Annotated in this window: 16 protein-coding genes; all 16 read right to left on the bottom strand. The window is 47.2% G+C overall.

What is annotated here, in order from left to right; genetic code table 11:
- Window positions 1-193 precede the first annotated feature (193 nt).
- A complete protein-coding gene (locus MKZ12_RS23515; protein ID WP_339257043.1) occupies window positions 194-1,099 on the bottom strand; it encodes an RluA family pseudouridine synthase in 906 nt (301 codons plus the stop codon).
- The gene (gene hemL, locus MKZ12_RS23520) at window positions 1,096-2,400 is read right to left on the bottom strand and encodes a glutamate-1-semialdehyde 2,1-aminomutase (protein WP_339237097.1); all 1,305 of its coding nucleotides are present in this window, start codon (window positions 2,398-2,400) and stop codon (window positions 1,096-1,098) included. The genes MKZ12_RS23515 and hemL overlap by 4 nt, the downstream gene beginning before the upstream one ends.
- 26 nt (window positions 2,401-2,426) lie before the next feature.
- Window positions 2,427-3,428 carry a porphobilinogen synthase gene (hemB, locus tag MKZ12_RS23525; protein WP_017692601.1) on the bottom strand — a complete coding sequence of 334 codons (1,002 nt, stop codon included), beginning with the start codon at window positions 3,426-3,428 and terminating at the stop codon, window positions 2,427-2,429.
- A gap of 100 nt (window positions 3,429-3,528) precedes the next feature.
- Window positions 3,529-5,091: a uroporphyrinogen-III C-methyltransferase gene (gene cobA, locus MKZ12_RS23530; RefSeq protein ID WP_339237099.1), complete on the bottom strand. Its 1,563-nt coding sequence runs from the start codon at window positions 5,089-5,091 to the stop codon at window positions 3,529-3,531.
- A gap of 4 nt (window positions 5,092-5,095) precedes the next feature.
- Window positions 5,096-6,052: a hydroxymethylbilane synthase gene (gene hemC / locus MKZ12_RS23535; protein WP_339237100.1), complete on the bottom strand. Its 957-nt coding sequence runs from the start codon at window positions 6,050-6,052 to the stop codon at window positions 5,096-5,098.
- A gap of 2 nt (window positions 6,053-6,054) precedes the next feature.
- Window positions 6,055-6,705 carry a bifunctional precorrin-2 dehydrogenase/sirohydrochlorin ferrochelatase gene (locus MKZ12_RS23540; protein ID WP_339237102.1) on the bottom strand — a complete coding sequence of 217 codons (651 nt, stop codon included), beginning with the start codon at window positions 6,703-6,705 and terminating at the stop codon, window positions 6,055-6,057.
- A gap of 5 nt (window positions 6,706-6,710) precedes the next feature.
- Window positions 6,711-7,499 (bottom strand): cytochrome c biogenesis protein CcsA, encoded by a 789-nt coding sequence (gene ccsA, locus MKZ12_RS23545; RefSeq protein ID WP_339243188.1) that lies wholly within the window; start codon window positions 7,497-7,499, stop codon window positions 6,711-6,713.
- 53 nt (window positions 7,500-7,552) lie between these two features.
- The gene (hemA, locus tag MKZ12_RS23550; protein ID WP_339237104.1) at window positions 7,553-8,938 is read right to left on the bottom strand and encodes a glutamyl-tRNA reductase; all 1,386 of its coding nucleotides are present in this window, start codon (window positions 8,936-8,938) and stop codon (window positions 7,553-7,555) included.
- A 343-nt stretch (window positions 8,939-9,281) separates the two neighbouring features.
- Window positions 9,282-9,683: an adenosylmethionine decarboxylase gene (gene speD, locus MKZ12_RS23555; RefSeq protein WP_339237107.1), complete on the bottom strand. Its 402-nt coding sequence runs from the start codon at window positions 9,681-9,683 to the stop codon at window positions 9,282-9,284.
- A 336-nt stretch (window positions 9,684-10,019) separates the two neighbouring features.
- Window positions 10,020-10,607 carry a non-ribosomal peptide synthetase module gene (locus MKZ12_RS23560; RefSeq protein ID WP_339257045.1) on the bottom strand — a complete coding sequence of 196 codons (588 nt, stop codon included), beginning with the start codon at window positions 10,605-10,607 and terminating at the stop codon, window positions 10,020-10,022.
- 267 nt (window positions 10,608-10,874) lie between these two features.
- Window positions 10,875-11,531, bottom strand: a complete 657-nt coding sequence (gene yihA / locus MKZ12_RS23565; protein ID WP_339237111.1) for a ribosome biogenesis GTP-binding protein YihA/YsxC — start codon at window positions 11,529-11,531, stop codon at window positions 10,875-10,877.
- Window positions 11,532-11,687: 156 nt separating this feature from the next.
- Window positions 11,688-14,027 (bottom strand): endopeptidase La, encoded by a 2,340-nt coding sequence (lon, locus tag MKZ12_RS23570; protein WP_339237113.1) that lies wholly within the window; start codon window positions 14,025-14,027, stop codon window positions 11,688-11,690.
- Window positions 14,028-14,113: 86 nt separating this feature from the next.
- Window positions 14,114-15,868: an ATP-dependent protease LonB gene (gene lonB, locus MKZ12_RS23575; protein WP_339237116.1), complete on the bottom strand. Its 1,755-nt coding sequence runs from the start codon at window positions 15,866-15,868 to the stop codon at window positions 14,114-14,116.
- Between the two features lie 165 nt (window positions 15,869-16,033).
- Window positions 16,034-17,131: a flavodoxin-dependent (E)-4-hydroxy-3-methylbut-2-enyl-diphosphate synthase gene (gene ispG, locus MKZ12_RS23580; protein WP_339257047.1), complete on the bottom strand. Its 1,098-nt coding sequence runs from the start codon at window positions 17,129-17,131 to the stop codon at window positions 16,034-16,036.
- 120 nt (window positions 17,132-17,251) lie between these two features.
- Window positions 17,252-18,505, bottom strand: coding sequence for an ATP-dependent protease ATP-binding subunit ClpX (clpX, locus tag MKZ12_RS23585; RefSeq protein WP_253440333.1), 1,254 nt, complete (start codon window positions 18,503-18,505; stop codon window positions 17,252-17,254).
- 12 nt (window positions 18,506-18,517) lie between these two features.
- Entirely contained in the window at window positions 18,518-19,108 is a 591-nt protein-coding gene (gene clpP / locus MKZ12_RS23590; RefSeq protein WP_036605886.1) for an ATP-dependent Clp endopeptidase proteolytic subunit ClpP, read from the bottom strand.
- Window positions 19,109-19,382: the final 274 nt, after the last annotated feature.

Genomic DNA, 19,382 nt, shown 5'->3' on the forward strand with positions numbered 1-19,382 from the left:
ACCTTTTGAAAAACCTTGCTATATAAAGCGAAATAGAGAATGTTGCACCTAGCCACTTCGATGACAGAATAACCTTCCGATCACTGTTATCCCCAGATTTTTTTGATTCCCTTCTTCAAAGGGAAAATCCGGGGATAAATTATGCTTCCGAAGCAGCTTTCTTTCAGAAAGCTTTTAGGCGACATAAATAGTATTAATACATCTTTTCGCGCTCTGCCAGTTGTGTAAAATCGGACGGCCAAGGGTCATTTACTTCAATCATGGCTCCAGTTAACGGGTGGTTAAACTTCAACACTTCTCCGTGAAGCGCCTGCCTATCAATGGCATCCGCTCTTCCTCCATACAACTCATCACCGATGAGCGGATGTCCCGCATAACTCAGATGTACACGAATTTGGTGTGTGCGTCCTGTGTCCAGCTTCAATCGTACAAGAGTTGCCCGTTCCCACACTTCGACGATCTCCACATGCGTAACAGCTTCTTGACCACCTTCAGAGACACGTCTGCGCTGTTTGTGATGTCTGTCCTTGCCAATGGGAGCATCAATTTTGTGCAGTTCGCGGGATAGTTGTCCCCCTGCCATGGCTACATAATGGCGACCAATCTCTTTGCGGCGCATCGCTTCATCCAGTTTGGCGAGAGCAAAAGCATTTTTGGCATACAGGACAGGTCCGGTTGTATCCTCATCCAGTCGATGAACATGGCGTACACTTGCCTGTATTCCGTTCATCTCATAATAGGAGGCAACCACATGATCCAGCGTGATGGCCTGATCAGCGCGGCTTCCATCCGGATGCAGTTTCATGCCTGCCGGTTTGTGCATAACCAAACAGAAATCATCCTCAAACAAGACCTCCGCCTCAGCCCAGCGTGGTTCGACATCGATTGGCTGGGACGCAAAAAGGGCCAGCCGAAGCCGGTCCCCTGCGAGTTGTATTCCTCGGTTTGCTTTAAGCTGACGTAGCAGTTTCTCCGGAAACTGAAGTTCAGACAATAGCCATTGCTCTGCAGCCATCTGTTTGTCCGAGCTGCCGGTTACGGTTTTTCCTGGCATCAGCTCAAGCCATTCCCCACGGCGTTTCCAACTTTTGATCGTCATAGCGATTGAAGAGCTTTACGATTCGCCTCGATCGTATCGTCAATATCTTGCTCCGTGTGCACACCAGAGACAAACATGCCTTCGTATTGCGAAGGCGCAACACTCACACCTTGATCAATCATGGCCGCAAAATAACGACGGAATTGATCCAGATTGCTTTCTTTGGCAATATCATAATTAGTTACCGGAACGGCACTGAAGAATGGACAAACCATGGAACCCACACGGTTAATGGTTATCGCGACACCCGCCTCAGATGCATTTTTCTCGAATCCGGCTTGCAGACGTGCAGACAGTGTCTCCAGACGGTCATAGACCTCTGGTGTTAACAATTTGAGCGTGGTATATCCTGCTGCCATAGCCAGCGGATTCCCGCTTAGTGTACCTGCTTGATAGATCGGTCCCGTAGGAGCAATCTGTTCCATCAGATCCCGGCGACCACCATAAGCACCAACCGGGAGTCCGCCACCGATAACTTTCCCCAGACAAGTCAGGTCGGGTGTAACCCCATATCGTCCCTGGGCACAGTTCAACCCTACGCGGAAACCGGTCATGACTTCGTCAAAAATAAGCAGGCTGCCATATTGCGTCGTCAAACTGCGCAAGCCTTCCAGGAAGCCGGAAGCCGGAGGTACAACCCCCATGTTACCTGCCACAGGTTCCACAATAACAGCGGCAAGTTCTTCACCATAACGTTCAAAAGCAAGTGTCACAGACTCCAGATCGTTATAAGGTACCGTAATGGTATTCACAGCTACGCCTTCAGGCACACCTGGACTATCTGGCAGACCCAATGTTGCAACACCTGAGCCAGCCTTGATCAGCAAACTGTCTGCATGTCCATGATAAGATCCTTCAAACTTCAGAATTTTACTGCGTCCGGTTACCCCGCGTGCCAGTCGAATGGCACTCATGGTTGCTTCTGTACCGGAATTAACCATCCGCACAATATCGATGGAAGGTACACGCTCACAGACCAGTTTCGCCATCTCGGTCTCCAGCAAGGTAGGTGCACCAAAGCTTGTTCCTTTAAGGGCTGTCTCACGCAAAGCTTCTACAACGTCAGGGTGTGCATGTCCCATGATGAGTGGACCCCACGATCCTACATAGTCAATAAAAACATTGCCATCAATATCGTAGATTTTGGACCCTTCGCCGCGCTCCGCATAGATTGGCGTAAGTCCCACCGATTTGAATGCGCGTACAGGGCTGTTCACCCCCCCGGGTATGTACTGCTTCGCTTCCTCAAACGCGCTACGTGAGCGCTCATCATTACGACGATTACCTTGTTGTACAGTCATGTGTATCCTCCCCAATGTCGATTATTTTATTTCTCAGCCAACCAGCGAGAAGCGTCTTTTCCGTAGTAGGTAATGATCATATCTGCACCCGCGCGTTTCATACTGAGCAGGATTTCCATGGCTACTTTTTTCTCATCGATCCAGCCTTGAATCGCCGCCGCCTTAACCATGGCATACTCGCCACTTACATTATAGGCAACAAGCGGAAGATCAAATTGATCCTTGATGGTGCGCATAACATCCAGATAGGAAAGGGATGGTTTTACCATCAACATGTCCGCTCCTTCCAGCACATCCGTTTCGGCTTCACGCAGAGCTTCTCGTGCGTTGGCCGGGTCCATCTGATACGACTTGCGGTCCCCGAATTGTGGCGTTGAATCTGCTGCCTCGCGGAATGGGCCATAGAATGCAGAAGCATATTTTACAGAGTAGGACATGATCGGAATGTGACTGAATCCATTCTCATCCAGCCCGGCACGGATCGCTTGTACAAATCCATCCATCATGTTGGATGGTGCAATAATGTCCGCTCCTGCTTTGGCTTGGGACACTGCCGTTTGCACGAGCAGATCAAGTGATTCGTCATTTAACACATCTCCGCAGATGTGACCGTCAATCTCCACGGTGTGTACCATACCGCAGTGACCGTGATCTGTGAATTCACACAGACAAGTATCTGCAACAACCAGCAGCTCTGGGTACCACGATTTGATCAATCTCGTCGCTTCCTGCACAATGCCATCTTCAGCGAAGCCAGATGAACCCACACTGTCCTTCGTCTCAGGAATACCGAACAATAACACGGCTGGAATTCCCAACTCGGCAATTTCTGTTACTTCTTCCTGAAGACGATCCAGCGAGAAACGGAATACCCCAGGCATGGATTTGATTTCGGATTTAACATTTTCTCCATACGTTACATAGATCGGTTGAATAAAATCATCCACGGTTAGATGGGTCTCTCTGACCATATTGCGAATACCTGTGGATTGGCGTAAACGGCGATGCCGTACAATTGGAAAACTCATACGTGTAAACCTCCCTGAAAGTGTAATAGAGCAAAAAGGGAAGCGCGCTGGTATCCTATCGAATTCAGCACGCTTCGTATGTCAACATATTACTTGTGTATTAATTCCGAAGAACGCCTTCCTTGGCGCTTGTCCGTTTCCAGTCACATAGAACTGTGATCAAGCTATCCATCGTCGCTTCCTCTGCCATGAGCGTAACACGCAGTCCAGCGGCCTCTGCAGTCTTCGCTGTAACCGGTCCGATACATGCAACCTCCACATCTTTTAACAAAGGCAGCGGATCTTGCAATCCCATCCGTTTCAACATACTCATGAAGTTGGTAACCGTCGATGAACTTGTGAAGGTCACCGCATGTATACCGCCTTCTTCAAGCAGCTTGAGCAGTTCATCATCATCTTCACCAGCGAGGATCGTATCATAGATGATGGCTTCGGTGACTTGAAGTCCTCGTTCTCGCAGCTGGTCACGTAACCACGTACGAGCCAGATCACCGTGCGGAAGCAGGACTTTCTGGCCTTCCTTCAGTTCACTTTCAAAAGTCTCAAGCATGCCTTCGGCCTGGAAAGGACCTTTGACGACCTCTGCAACGATGCCATGTTTGCGCAAAGCGTCTGCTGTGGATGGTCCTACGGCAGCAATTCTTGCCTGATGAATCGAGCGAATATCCTTGCCTTCCTGTTCCAGATGGCGGAAAAAGAACTCCACGCCGTTCACACTTGTGAAAAATACCCAGTCATAGGTATTTAAAGCACTGAACGCGTCTTTGACACTTTGCTGCGCAGATTCACTGGAAGGCATGACCGTCTCAATGACCGGAAACTCATACGGTTCGCCGCCGAGTTCCTCAATGCGATTCACGAGTTCACTCGCCTGACTGCGAGCACGGGTCACCAGAATTCGTTTGCCAAACAGCGGCAGCGCCTCTGCCCATTTCAACTGTTCCCGTTGATTCACGACATCCCCTACCACAATAACAGCAGGCGGTTGGAAATTGGCTGCGATCACTTTTGCTTCTATATCTTCAAGGGTACCTGTAATGGTATCCTGTTCCGCTCGTGTTCCCCAACGAATCAGTGCTACTGGTGTTTGTGCTGGACGACCATGACGAATCAACTGTTCGCTGATATAGCCAATTTTGGCAACACCCATCATAAATACAAGTGTACCCGTCGCATTCGTCACTTTATCCCAATGGATGCTGCGATCGAGCTTGTCCGGACTTTCATGCCCCGTAATGATGGAGATAGAGGACGCATAGTCACGGTGTGTCACGGGAATTCCGGCATACGCTGGCACACTTATCGCAGCTGTTACCCCAGGCACAATCTCAAATGGAATGCCGTTTTTGTGCAGCAAATCCGCCTCCTCGCCCACGCGTCCAAAGATCGTCGGATCGCCACCTTTAAGCCGTACCACAACCTTGCCTTCCAGAGCCAGATCAACCAACAGTTGATTGATCTCTTCCTGTTTCATCGTATGCCGATCCGGGCGCTTGCCCACGTAAATCTTGACCGCGCCAGGTTTCATTTGTTTCAACAATCTCGGACTTGCCAAACGATCATAGACTACAGCATCGGCTTTACCGATGGATTCCCACCCTTTTACCGTAATTAGCTTTGCATCCCCAGGACCTGCTCCTACCAAAAAGACCTTCCCCACCATGTCTTCATCCCCTAACTTCTGCCAGTATCTGCTCTGCTCCCCGTTCGATCAATCTCCAAGCCACTTCTTCTCCCAGACGAACCGGGTCTTTGCCAGTCAGAGCTTCCTTAAGAATCAGTCCACCATCCGGTGTACCGACCATACCTGTTAATTGTAACGTGTTTTTGCCATTCAGGGAATCTGCATCTTGCTGAGGCAGCCACACCGCATGAGCACCAATCGGGACCTGACAGCCCCCATTCAATACACTGAGAAAACGGCGTTCCGCCTGTACAGGAAATGCTGTCTCGGGATCATTATACAGCTGCAACAAGTGCAACAATTCCTCATCGTCTTCACGGCATTCGATACCAAGCGCCCCCTGGCCCACAGCCGGAAGGCAAGCTGTTTCGGTCAAGTACTCGGTAATCCGGTCTTCCCAGCCCATTCGGTACAACCCAGCAGCAGCCAGAATAATCGCATCAAGGCCTTCAGTCTCCAGCTTCCGCAGACGGGAATCGATATTGCCGCGAAGCGATTCCAATTGCAAATCTGGACGATAGGCTTTTAATTGACTGGATCGGCGCAGACTGCTTGTCCCAACTCTTGCGCCTTCTGGCAATTGATCCAGCGTAAGTCCACCATTGGAAATCAGCGCATCCCGTGGATCTGCACGACGGGGAACAGCGCCATTAATTAATCCTTCGGGTAACTCGGAGGGCATATCCTTCATGCTATGCACAGCCATATCAATGGTACGATCAAGCATCGCCTGTTCAATTTCTTTGACAAACAATCCTTTGCCTCCCACTTTTGACAGCGTTACATCCAGAATGAGATCTCCCTTTGTAACAATCTTATGTACTTCAAAGTCAAAAGCTAATCCTTCCCGCTCACAAATGTCGCGTAAATCCTGAATGACATGACCTGTCTGGGTTAGCGCAAGCGCGCTCTGTCTACTTCCAACTTTAATTGTACGCATATCTATACTTCCTCCTGATTACGGGATATCCAGTCCCCGATTTCTTCTTCGGTCCACCACCGGAAATGGCCTGTACGAATATCTTCTAGTATGTTCATCTCAGTTAACTGCCGAAGCAACGTACTTCTAAGACTAGCAGAAGATACGCGTGCCTTCACCTCGGTCCTCATCTGGTGCAAAAACTCAAGATACGTCTCATACTCATCACCGAACTGTCGTTCGAGTGTGGCTCGTATCTCAGCAGCTGCTGCCGGCCCCGCCCCTGCTGTGGATATCGCTATGCTTAATCTTCCACGTCTGACTACGCTTGGCGTAATAAAGCTGCTGTGCTCCGAAGACATCGCGTCATTCACCAATATGCCCGCATTCCCAGCATCCCGAACCACAGTTGAATTGACCTCTGATCGGTCAGTCGCTGCATATACGAGAAAGGCCCCCCGCAAATCTCCATTGCGGTAGGACCGGTCTATCCATTGAATTCGGGATTCATGATGCAGTTGTTTTAATAAGGGAGTAAGCTCCGGACTAATGACCGTAATCTGAGCCTCGGCATGCAGCAATCCCTTAATTTTACGTTCGGCAACACGTCCACCACCAACTACACAGCACTTCTTGCCTGAAGTATTCACAAATATTGGCGTGTAACGCTCCATTTCCCTCACTCTCCCGTCCAACGATGAAACGCTGAATACGCATTGGATAAAAAGCTCACAATGACCAATCCGTATCCAATCAGTGTCCATCTTGCCATGATGATCGTAGAGAACTGTTTTCTTCTCTTGAATACGAAGTAACCTACGTAGATGGCTATAGCAAGACCTGTAGCAATTACTTTGAGGTCCAGTAGCAAGATCCATCGTCTTTCCGCCACAATGGATAATACGGCAAGCATTACAGAAACACCAAGGAGCGGCGTTCCTATCAATGTAGCACCATCCATGTACTTACCGATCACTTCCAGGCTTGGCAGCCGGCGCATCGTATCATTCCACTTTTTTTTCTTCAACTTATGGTGCAAGAAAAGATATAACAAGGCAAATACCGTAGCAACGGTTAACGCCGCAAAACCAAGATTCGCCAAGGTGATATGCATGATGAGTAATCCATGTACTGTTTGCCAGTTATGCAGGGATATCTCTCCGGCCGTAAACCACAGGCGGTTTAATACCGTAACGGAAAAACCTACAACATTCAGCAATAAAATCACAAATTCAGAACGCTGGATACGAGTCATGACAAGAGACATCAGCACAATACTGAATGAAAATATAAACAAAAAATCAAAGGTGGTGTAGATTGGAAAATGTCCTTCAGTCCACATGCGCAAAATGACATGTGTGACCTGAAGTCCCCAAACAACGACAAGAAACCCTGTGCCTGTCCGCTTCGCCCCCGCATTGCGTCGAATGCAGTCCGAGAAATAGAACAGTAGGCTCAGGGCATACATATAGATTAAAGCTTCATAGACTTGTTCAGCAACGGTCAAGCTGCCCACCCGCCTTATACGCCTGCCGGAGCATAAGCCGGCACGGGGTCTTGCCGGTTTTCGTTAAGGTGAGCGGCTGGTTTAGCCAGAGCTGTGGCGTCACTCTGACTCACTTTTTCAGCGGCCATCTCCACTGCATTTTCCAAAGCGAAAATCTGAGTAAACATGCGCAGAGCTTCATCACCTTGCTTCGTTCCTGCCATTTCCTTAATCCGATTAATCGGATCTGTCGTCATTTGATTCACAATACTCTTGGTCAAACGACGAATGACTTTACGCTGATGTTCATCAAGCTCAGGCAGTTTATTAAACAGGCTATCCATCGTTTCTTCATGAATGGAGACACCTTTTTCCTGCAAAGCGCGAATAACGGGACGAACACCCAACGTTTTGAGCCAATGGTAATAATCTTCCATCTCAAGCTCAATCATTCTCTCAATCTTGGCAGCTTCCACCTTACGCATCTCCAGGTTGCTCTCCACGATTCCTTCCAGATCATCAATGTCATAGAGATATACGTTGGATAACTCAGCAATCGCCGGATCAATATCCCGTGGAACCGCAATATCAATCAGGAACAATGGACGGGATTGACGACGCTTCATGCTCTCCCGTACCACTGCCGCATCCATGACATAACGTTCAGCTCCAGTAGAACTAATCACAATGTCCACTTCATTAAGACGATCTAATGCTTGTTCCATCGTACAAGGTGTGCCCCGGAACTTGGCTGCCAACTCTTCGGCTCTTGCGAGCGTACGATTTGCCACGATGACTTCGGATGCCCCGTTGGCATAGAGATGTTTCACGGTTAGTTCACTCATCTTGCCGGCACCCAATATGAGCACCTTCTTATCTGTGAACATGCCAAAGATCCTCTTACCAAGCTCAACAGCAGCATAACTGACAGATACGGCGCTCTCCCCGATGGAGGTCTCCGAATGGGCCCGTTTGCCCAGTGTAACTGCCTGTTTGAACAGCATATTAAACCAGGTACCTGTTGATTTCTCTTCCTGCGCTTTAAGAAAAGCCTGTTTCACCTGTCCAAGTATCTGAGTCTCACCAATGACCATGGAATCAAGTCCGCAGATCACACGGAACAAATGGCGCATGGCTTGGTCATCTTCATATATATATAAGTGTTGCGTAAATTCTTCCCGTGGTACATTAAACCATTGTTCCATGAATGTTCGAATAAAATAACCACACATGTGAAGACGGTCCACCACAACATACAACTCGGTACGGTTACATGTGGCTACGATTACACCTTCCAATACACTCTTGGTCAGCTTGAGCTGCTGCAGCGCTTCAGACAAGTCCTTTTCTGCAAATGTGAATCGTTCCCTAACCTCTACAGGCGCCGTGCGATAATTCAAACCAACGACAACGATGTGCATTGCAAGTTCACCTGCCTAATAAATTTCCAATCAAAGTGCTTACTGCATATGTCTATCCATTTATGATTGACATGGTTAATTATATCACACATCATAGCCGTGACCGGGTCATTTTTATGAAATGTTTATGAAATCCCCATGTTCATCATCATATGCACTGTCATTTATTGTAGTGTCTCACCAAAGTTCCCCGTTATGCGTTAAAAAGTGTCGATTATGAATATTCATAATGATATGGACATTTAAAACAAATAGCCATGGAATGATTCCATGGCTATTAAAGTTTGGGAGGTTATGCGTCCATCCCGATATGTGAACATTGTGTATGCAATATACTATTTATTTAAACCCATTCTGAATGTTTGTTCATCTCTGGTGTTTCAACTTGCAATTCGCCCAATCCACGTACCAGCTTCTTTGCATACGTTTTTTCAGGTTTTAATACGGATACCAGGTAGTCAATGGCCAACTGTGGGTCAACGGTATCCCCGCAAGTGTAACAATCAATTGCTGCAAAACCTCTCTCAGGATACGTATGAATGGAGAGGTGACTCTCCGACAAGAGTACAAGAACGGTCGCTCCCTGTGGGTCAAACTGCTTGGACTGCACGGACATTACTGTCGCACCACATGCCTCCGCTGCTTCAACCATTTGAGCTTGCAAGTACTCCGCATTGTTCAGTAGATTAAAGTCGACACCCCAAGTATCAACAGCAACGTGTCTTCCGAAAGTTGAATATTCCACCCTTCGGTTCCCCCTTCCTAGGAATAAAATGTTTGAAAAATTTCATCCGCTAGGACCTACGTCATTCACTTCCCGAGGGAAAAATCTCTCGCAACATATAATGTCCTGAGTGAATCCTGGTTCCTATATTGTTTTCAACGAGATTAAAAATAACATTGAATCCGAGTGAAATCAACCCTTTTCCAGAAGATTGTAAAATAAATATTTTCACTTCCGGATGATTTGACCCTACAACAAAAAATCCCCCTGAAACCTCCGCATTGGCAAGTGCCAAGACCCGGAAGATACAAGGGAATTCATTACATTTTTATACGTGTATAGACATACACTTTCAGGTTAATAAGCTTCAAGCTCAAACAACCGTTTTTGATAACGAACAAGAGTCTCATCAATCTGATGAAGCTGATCAGCAGTCGCATCTTTTCTAGTGTCCAGCAGTGAATCAATCTCGGCATACACACGGTTGATTTCGCGTTCTACATGTCTGGCCAGGAACAGATGTTGCAATTCGAGCAACGTATTTTTGTATTCATAGATCACTCGGGTATTCTCCCCGGTTTTCTCCACAATTTTACGGACAGTGCCTTGAGCATAAACATACGTCATGGTGAACCCTTTATAGATTCGATGAACGACCCCGTCACCCTTAAAAGTCATAAAGAGCTTCCGGACAACATTGGTCAGATGCAGATTCACCAGGCGGCAAGATAACTCACAGATATAAAATCCTTCTATGCGGTCAAAAGGGAAATGAACCTCTTCTCCACTTACATCCCCCAACACAACCTCCTGACATCCATTGTCCAACACCTTAACCCGATGATGGAGTCGGCCGTCTTCCGTCATGCGCAAAAACTGATGCATCTGGGGTTCTGACAATTTCATAGTGGCCTTAACATACTCTGTGGCTAACCGCTGAGCCATACAAATCTCCTCAATTCTTTCCCGATTGTTTTGCCTTCCTGCACTGTAGCAGTAATCTCAAAATTCTTCAGGCCGGCGAAGCCGGTGTTTTGGGTACTGTTGGCAACATGCACCTATGCTCATTATACACTACCTTAACGCTATATTTCTCCAGACCCAGATGATGAATTCTCACGAAATCCCATAAATAACCGGATTAATCTTGATCTCATCCAAGATTCACTTAACATGCTCACTTTCCCACACTAAAACTGTATACTATCTCGGTTATCCGTTAATTTCGTTGTTTTCTTCCTCTTCAGCAGTACCCTCTGCATCCAGAACTGGTGCATACTTATCTATGCGGGCATGGCGGGTAATGATGTCCCATAACTCCTCTTTCCCCAATCCCTCTTCGGATGAAAACGGCACAAACAAATCCCCTGAACGAAGACCCAGTGATTCCTTAATAACTTTGATATGTTTGGCTCTACGTGTTTTGGGAATCTTGTCCATCTTGGTTGCTACGACAACCAAAGGCAATCCATTGTGACGAAGCCATTCATTCATCATCTTATCTTCCTTGGATGGCTCATGTCTCATATCCACCATCTGCATAACCAGTTTCAATTCCTCGCGTCCGAGCAGGTATTTCTCCATCATTTTACCCCAGGCAAAGCGCTGCTCTTTGGAAACCTTGGCGTAACCATATCCCGGGAAATCGACGAAGTAGAGATCCTGATTAATTTTATAATAGTTCAGCTGCTGTGTTTTACCTGGTGTCGCACTCGTCCGAGCCAGATTTTTACGATTGATCAAACGGTTGATCAGGGAAGATTTCCCCACATTGGATCGACCCGCCAACGCAATCTCTGGCAGACCGTCCTCTGGGTATTGTTCAGGCCGAACGGCACTGATAATAAATTCAGATTGATTTACTTTCATATTGTATCTTTCCTCTCTTGAACGCCTTTGCTATGCATAACCTGTTGAAGTTATTATGCCATGGATTGTTCTATCATACCAAAAAAACCGTTCCAGCGGACGCCGAAGCCTCCGCAGAACGGTCTACTCTTCATACGAACCTTTCGGATACGTGGATTACAGGTGGATTCCTGCCTGCTCAACAAGCGCATGCTGCAATACCTGATCCATATGGGCGACCGGGACAAACTCCACATCTTCCTTGATGCTGTCTGGAATGTCACGCAGATCCCGTTCGTTATCCTTAGGCAATAATATTTTTTTATAACCTGCACGATGGGCTGCCAGTGATTTCTCTTTCAAACCACCAATTGGCAACACACGTCCACGCAATGTTATTTCACCAGTCATGGCGATATCCTTGGATACATGTTTGTTCGTCAGAGCTGAGATTAACGCTGTTGCCATCGTAATCCCGGCAGATGGACCATCCTTCGGAATCGCTCCTTCCGGAACGTGGATATGAATATCGTTCTTCTCATGGAAATCAGGCGCGATCCCAAGCTGCGTAGCTTTGGAACGTGTGTAACTGAATGCGGCTTGTGCCGATTCCTTCATGACATCCCCCAGTTTACCTGTAAGAGTCAATTTACCCGTTCCAGGCACAACAGTCACCTCAATGACAAGGGTATCTCCGCCAACTTCAGTCCACGCCAGACCCGTTACGGTACCAATCTGATCTTCCAGTTCGGCCATGCCATAACGGAACTTGCCAGGTCCAAGATAGTCTTTGATCTCATCTGATGTGATGTTAATCTGACCTTCCACACCAGACACGATATTCTTGGCAGCTTTCCGGCACAACGAAGCCATCTGCTGTTCCAGATTACGTACACCTGACTCCCGTGTATATTCACGAATTACACGCAACAACGCGTCATCCGGGATTTCCAGTTGCCCTTCTTCCAGACCATGGTCCTGCTTCTGTTTGGGCAACAAATAGTTTTTCGCAATTTGCAGCTTCTCCAGCTCCGTGTAACCAGGGATGTTGAGCATTTCCATCCGATCCAGCAATGGACGCGGAATATTGTGTACCGTATTGGCAGTTGTTACAAACATAACGTTGGATAAGTCAAACGGCAATTCTACAAAGTGATCACTAAACGTATTATTCTGTTCCGGATCAAGGACTTCAAGTAACGCTGCAGAAGGGTCTCCGCGGAAATCTGAAGCCATCTTATCAATCTCGTCGAGCAGGAATACCGGATTAAGTGAACCGGCCGTTTTCATTCCCTGAATGATACGACCAGGCATGGCTCCTACATAGGTGCGTCGGTGTCCACGAATCTCGGCTTCATCGCGCACGCCGCCAAGAGAGATTCTGACAAACTCCCGTCCCAGCGATCTCGCGATCGAACGGGCAAGTGATGTTTTACCGACCCCTGGAGGTCCAACTAGGCAGAGAATTGGCCCTTTAAGCTTCTTGACGAGCTTCTGGACCGCCAGATATTCAAGCACACGTTCTTTGGGCTTTTCCAATCCGTAATGATCTGCATTGAGCACATCCTCGGCTTTTTGGATATCCAGATCATCTGCTGTCATCTGGCTCCAAGGAAGGCCAAGCAGCCAATCCACATAGTTGCGGATGACTCCGCCCTCGGCTGAGCTTGCAGGCATTTTCTCCAGTCGATCAATTTCTTTCTCAACCTTTTCTTTCACCTTGTCCGGCAAGCCGAGTTCTTCCATCTGCGTGCGAAGTTCCTCAACCTCACCCGCTCGGCCTTCTTTTTCACCCAGTTCTTTCTGGATTGCTTTCATCTGCTCACGCAAATAATATTCCTTCTGCGTTTTCTCCATCTGTTTCTTCACACGTTGGCTGATCTTGCGTTCAAGCTCCAGCACTTCGCGCTCATTGTTCAGGATATCCAGCAATTTCTCCAGACGTTCCCGAACGTCGATGGTCTCCAGAATTTCCTGTTTATCCTTGATCTTCAAGGACAGGTGACTCGTGATGACATCGGCCAAACGCCCTGGTTCTTCAATGTCAGACACCGCAGCAAGTGTCTCTGGTGTCACTTTTTTGGACAGATTAATATAATTCTCGAACTGGTTCAGAACGGTACGCATCAAGGCATCCGTCTCCGGATGGGTATTCTCCTCTTCAGGCAGCTCTTTTGCCAGTACTTCATAATATTCCTCGTTGTCCGTATATTCAATAATTTCAGCCCGTTCCAAGCCTTCCACGAGTACACGAATCGTACCATTCGGAAGCTTCAGCATCTGTCTGACCTTGGCCACGGTTCCGATTCTGAAAATGTCTTCTTGTGTTGGTTCTTCAATATTTACTTCGGCTTGGGAACATAGGAGAATCAGATGTTCTTCTACCATCGCTTTTTCTAAAGCCTTGACCGATTTCTCCCGGCCCACATCGAGATGCAGTACCATACTCGGGTAGACGAGAAGTCCTCTTAAAGGCAGTAAAGGAAAACGACGACCTTTCGCTTTGCTCGGTCCCATCGCTTTCGCACCTCCAATGGCTCTCAGGTTGTAGTCATTCATTATTCTATCAAATGTTCACATAAAAAACCAATGAAGGGAAGCGTTTAGCAGCTTCCCGAATCTGTAACCTGTCCTGGACGAGGCACGTCAGCACGCAAATAGGAAGCAGATGCCGGTGGAAAAATCTCCGGTGCAGGGGTAACTGTCTCCTCTGCAAGCTTCGTCTGTTCCAGCTGTTGTTCCGGAACCCAGGCGAACACTTCACGGAATACGTCCTGTACCGTATCTACCGGAATAACGCGCAAGCCATCCAAGTTCTCGAAAATGGACTGCCAGTTCTCGGCGGGAATAATAACCGTCTTCGCTCCCGCCTGAAAAGCAGCCTCCACCTTGGCCAGCACGCCACCAATTGGCTTGACCCGACCATGAATACTGATCTCGCCAGTCATCGCTGTCTCATGATCCACAGGACGTCCCTGAATGGCTGATGTAATGGCAGTCGCCATGGCAATTCCGGCTGATGGACCATCAATAGGCGTCCCACCTGGGAAATTCACGTGTAAATCGTAATCATTCGGACGAATACCCATGGCTTTTAATACGGTTAACACATTTTCAACCGAGCCTTTAGCCATACTTTTCCGCCGGAGTGTACGCGAACCGCCTCCAATCTCTTCTTCATCCACAACGCCTGTGATGTTAATTCGGCCTTGATCTTTAAGAGCCGGAACAGCAGACACTTCAATTTCCAAAATGGTTCCCATATTCGGTCCGTATACCGCCAAGCCGTTAACAAACCCCACCTGAGGCTGTGAAGGGACCTTTCGGTCAGGCCGTGGCTGAATCTGACTGCTACCAGCCACCCACTCTACATCGGAAGCTTGAAGCGTCTCACGCTTCTCTGTCAGCGCAAGTCCAGCAGCCAGCTGGATGATATTGACCGCTTCACGTCCGTTGGTTGCATATCGCTTGACCACCTCAACGGCTTCCGGACACGGACTGAACCCTATTTTCTGGACAGCATCTTCTGCAATTCGTCCAATCTCTTCAGGCAACAAAGGACGGAAATAAACTTCCATGCAGCGCGAACGCAAGGCCGGTGGCAGTTCATGAGGGGAACGTGTCGTTGCTCCAACAAGGCGGAAATCGGCCGGCAGGCCATTTTGAAAAATATCGTGGATATAAGCAGGAGTATGCGTGTCTTCAGAGTTATAGTACGCACTCTCCAAAAACACCTTGCGATCCTCCAACACTTTCAACAGCTTATTCATCTGAATCGAATGCAATTCACCAATTTCATCAATAAAAAGCATTCCCCCATGCGCTTTGGTCACAGCCCCCGGTTTTGGTTGGGGAATACCTGCAACGCCCATGGCTCCTGCTCCCTGATATATCGGATCATGAACCGAACCAATTAAGGGGTCCGCAATACCACGCTCATCAAAACGGGCTGTTGTTGCATCCAGCTCGGTGAATTTCGCGTCTGGTTTGAAAGGGGAAGATGGATTCTTCTTCGCCTCTTCTAGCACAACCCTTGCGGCAGCTGTCTTCCCGACTCCGGGAGGGCCATAAATGATAACATGTTGCGGATTCGCACTGCATAATGCAGCTTTAAGGGCACGAAGCCCGTCTTTTTGCCCAACAATATCATTAATGGTAGCTGGACGCGTCTTCTCCGACAGCGGCTTGGTGAGTGAGATCGAGCGCAGCTTGCGCAGTTTCTCCAGTTCCTTGCGAGATTCACGCTCAACAGCACTGCGGTTGGTTTTCTGGCCACGCAGCAGGTTCCAGAAATACAAACCAATCACCACTCCAAAAAATAACTGAATCAACATTATGAACATTCCGAAATCACCCATGTCTCAACATCCTCCTTCTGTCCCTATTCTCATATGAGATCATGCTAATACTTGGTAGTATAGCCTTTTCAACGAGACGTAAACGGGCAATGCGGAATTTGTAGACGAGAATATAAAAAGCTCGCCATTGCTGGCGAGCTTTTGTTGTGACAGGATATGAATCAATCAGTGCGAACGACCAGGAATAACACCTGTCTCTTCGTAAGCTTCGACGATTTTGTCGATCTCTTTTTTCAATTCCTCAACCATGATTTCTTCAGGCACTTTACGGATCATCTTGCCATGACGGAACAAGAGACCTTCTCCACGAGCACCGGCAATCCCGATATCCGCTTCTTTAGCCTCACCTGGACCATTAACCGCACATCCCAACACCGATACTTTAATCGGCACCTTAAGTTTGGAGATATACTCTTCCACTTCGTTGGCAATGGAGAACAGGTCGATATCCAAACGTCCACATGTTGGGCAGGAAATCAAAGTAGCTGCATTCGTAATCAGTCCAAATGTTTTGAGCAGATCACGAGCAACCTTGATTTCTTCTACAGGGTCCGCACTCAGTGAGATCCGCATCGTAGAACCAATACCCATGGACAACAAGGCTCCCATACCTGCAGAGCTTTTGATCGTACCGGAGAACAGTGTACCTGCTTCGGTAATCCCGAGATGCAACGGATACGGAATGATCTGAGCTACTTTGGTATATGCCTCAATTGCCATCGGCACATCCGATGCTTTGAGAGACACGATGATATCGTGGAAATCAAGCTCTTCCAGAATACCAATGTGATACAATGCACTTTCTACCATAGCATCAGCCGTAGGATACCCATACTTCTCAAGAAGGTGGTTTTCCAGAGACCCCGCATTTACCCCGATCCGAATTGGAATACCGCGTTCTTTACATGCTTTCACGACTTCTTCCACTTTGGAACGTTTACCGATGTTACCTGGATTAATCCGTACTTTATCAATACCGTTCTCAATCGCAAGCAAAGCCAGCTTATAGTTAAAATGAATGTCCGCTACGAGCGGTATATTAATGCGTTTTTTAATTTCCTTGATGGCTGCGGCAGCTTCCTCGTTATTCACCGTGACACGTACCACTTGACAGCCCGCTTCTTCCAGTCGCAGAATCTCTGCAACCGTTGCTTCAACATCTGCCGTTTTGGTTGTACACATACTTTGGATAATGACTTCGTTACTGCCACCGATCGTTACGTTTCCCACTTTCACGGGACGTGTATCCTGTCTTAAATACATGAGTGATTTCTCTCCCCACAACGTCAAAGCTCCACCCTGACAGAGACATGAATTCGCCTTCTGCCAAAGTGGAGAACTGACAAGTCTATATTTCAGAGTTCAACGGGATTCAGGCCTTCATTAGGCGCTTTCTTCCTGCTTATCGTCCTTCGATTGGCTTAGTTCAGGCACAACTCTTTTCTCAACCACTTCTTCGGTAATGACACAATTCGTAACATCTTCACGTGAAGGCACTTCATACATGATTTCAAGCATGATCCCTTCAATGATGGCACGTAATCCACGTGCACCTGTGTTACGTTTAATTGCTTCTTTGGCAATCGCAAGCAATGCAGCTGGTTCAAATACCAGATTCACATTATCCAGCTCAAGCAGTTTTTGGTACTGTTTGGTAAGCGCATTTTTTGGTTCGGAAAGAATCCGTACCAACGTATCTTCATCCAGCGGCTCCAAAGTGGAGATGACTGGCAGACGGCCTACAAACTCCGGAATCAGACCAAATTTCAGCAAATCTTCCGGCAATACCATGCCCAGGTATTCGCCTGGTTTCAGATCTTTTTGCTCGGAAACGGTATTGAAGCCAATGACTTTTTTACCGATACGGCGTTTGATCATTTGCTCCAGACCATCAAAGGCACCGCCACAGATGAACAGAATGTTCGTTGTATCGATCTGAATGAATTCTTGATGAGGATGTTTGCGGCCACCTTGTGGTGGTACAGAAGCCACAGTTCCTTCAAGAATTTTCAAGAGAGCCTGTTGCACACCTTCGCCCGAGACATCACGAGTGATGGATGGGTTTTCGGATTTACGCGCTACTTTATCAATCTCATCGATATAAATAATGCCACGCTCTGCTTTTTCCACATCATAATCAGCAGCCTGGATCAGTTTGAGCAGGATGTTCTCTACATCCTCACCCACATAACCTGCTTCTGTTAATGACGTAGCATCCGCAATCGCAAAAGGTACATTCAAAATTTTTGCCATCGTTTGTGCAAGCAACGTTTTACCAGAACCCGTAGGTCCTAACAGCAAAATGTTACTCTTCGACAATTCAACGTCTTCGATCTTGCTTTGGGTGTTGATCCGTTTGTAGTGATTATACACAGCAACAGACAATGATTTTTTCGCTTGTTCCTGTCCAATAACATATTGATCCAGAATATTACGAATTTCTTTTGGTTTTGGAATATCTTTGAGGTCTATTTCTTCATCATGACCGAGTTCTTCCTCAACGATTTCGGTGCAAAGTTCGATACATTCATCACAAATGTACACGCCTGGTCCAGCGACCAGCTTACGTACCTGCTCCTGAGATTTACCGCAAAAAGAGCATTTCAGTTGCCCTTTCTCATCGTTAAATTTAAACATGAAACCACCCCTTTAGGAATTGATCGGTCTACTGAGCACCTGGTCAATAATGCCGTACGTCTTAGCTTCTTCAGCGCTCATGAAGAAGTCACGGTCTGTATCCCGCTCAATTTTCTCAAGAGGTTGACCCGTACGATCGACGTATATTTGATTCAGTTTCTGACGTGTTTTAATAATCCATTCTGCGTGTATCTTAATATCCGCAGCCTGTCCTTGAATACCGCCAAGTGGCTGATGAATCATTACTTCACTGTTCGTCAGCGCATATCTCTTGCCAGGTGCACCGGCTGTTAGCAATAACGAGCCCATGCTTGCTGCCATCCCTACGCAAATGGTAGATACATCCGGCTTGATAAATTGCATCGTATCGTATATACCCATCCCTGCGGTGACAGAACCACCAGGTGAGTTAATGTACAAGCTGATATCCTTTTCAGGATCGTCGGCTGCCAAAAACAAAAGCTGTGCTATGACAAGATTGGCTACATCGTCATCAATCGCACTGGTTAGAAAGATAATGCGATCTTTCAGCAAACGTGAATATATATCGTAAGACCGCTCGCCTCGATTGGTTTGTTCTATAACCATTGGCACCAGACTCATGAGACCAACCTCTTTTCTACATGTAATTAGACATAGGCCACCTGTAAAGCAAACCCAAATTCATTCTAACACTTTCCTGTGACAATGTCATTTTTCACAAGAGGGGTCAGATATCAGTTTGATTACTTTTTTAGCCTGATCATATTTAACCATGTTTTCTATGTATGTGCAAATTGAAGCCATCCTATGCCGTCTTGCCGTTTTTTATTTGCTTGAAGTACATAGGTATGTAAAAAGTGTACACAGATCAATAAAATTAGTTTACATCCATATA

The organism is Paenibacillus sp. FSL R5-0713, from assembly GCF_037973325.1.
Classification (GTDB): domain Bacteria; phylum Bacillota; class Bacilli; order Paenibacillales; family Paenibacillaceae; genus Paenibacillus.

Bases quoted from the DNA above. Each gene is read 5' to 3' on its own strand.
- MKZ12_RS23515 (WP_339257043.1), bottom strand. From the start codon at position 1,099: ATGACGATCAAAAGTTGGAAACGCCGTGGGGAATGGCTTGAGCTGATG.
- hemL (WP_339237097.1), bottom strand. From the start codon at position 2,400: ATGACTGTACAACAAGGTAATCGTCGTAATGATGAGCGCTCACGTAGC.
- hemB (WP_017692601.1), bottom strand. From the start codon at position 3,428: ATGAGTTTTCCAATTGTACGGCATCGCCGTTTACGCCAATCCACAGGT.
- cobA (WP_339237099.1), bottom strand. From the start codon at position 5,091: ATGGTGGGGAAGGTCTTTTTGGTAGGAGCAGGTCCTGGGGATGCAAAG.
- hemC (WP_339237100.1), bottom strand. From the start codon at position 6,052: ATGCGTACAATTAAAGTTGGAAGTAGACAGAGCGCGCTTGCGCTAACC.
- MKZ12_RS23540 (WP_339237102.1), bottom strand. From the start codon at position 6,705: ATGGAGCGTTACACGCCAATATTTGTGAATACTTCAGGCAAGAAGTGC.
- ccsA (WP_339243188.1), bottom strand. From the start codon at position 7,499: ATGTATGCCCTGAGCCTACTGTTCTATTTCTCGGACTGCATTCGACGC.
- hemA (WP_339237104.1), bottom strand. From the start codon at position 8,938: ATGCACATCGTTGTCGTTGGTTTGAATTATCGCACGGCGCCTGTAGAG.
- MKZ12_RS23560 (WP_339257045.1), bottom strand. From the start codon at position 10,607: ATGGCTCAGCGGTTAGCCACAGAGTATGTTAAGGCCACTATGAAATTG.
- yihA (WP_339237111.1), bottom strand. From the start codon at position 11,531: ATGAAAGTAAATCAATCTGAATTTATTATCAGTGCCGTTCGGCCTGAA.
- lon (WP_339237113.1), bottom strand. From the start codon at position 14,027: ATGGGACCGAGCAAAGCGAAAGGTCGTCGTTTTCCTTTACTGCCTTTA.
- lonB (WP_339237116.1), bottom strand. From the start codon at position 15,868: ATGGGTGATTTCGGAATGTTCATAATGTTGATTCAGTTATTTTTTGGA.
- ispG (WP_339257047.1), bottom strand. From the start codon at position 17,131: ATGTATTTAAGACAGGATACACGTCCCGTGAAAGTGGGAAACGTAACG.
- clpX (WP_253440333.1), bottom strand. From the start codon at position 18,505: ATGTTTAAATTTAACGATGAGAAAGGGCAACTGAAATGCTCTTTTTGC.
- clpP (WP_036605886.1), bottom strand. From the start codon at position 19,108: ATGAGTCTGGTGCCAATGGTTATAGAACAAACCAATCGAGGCGAGCGG.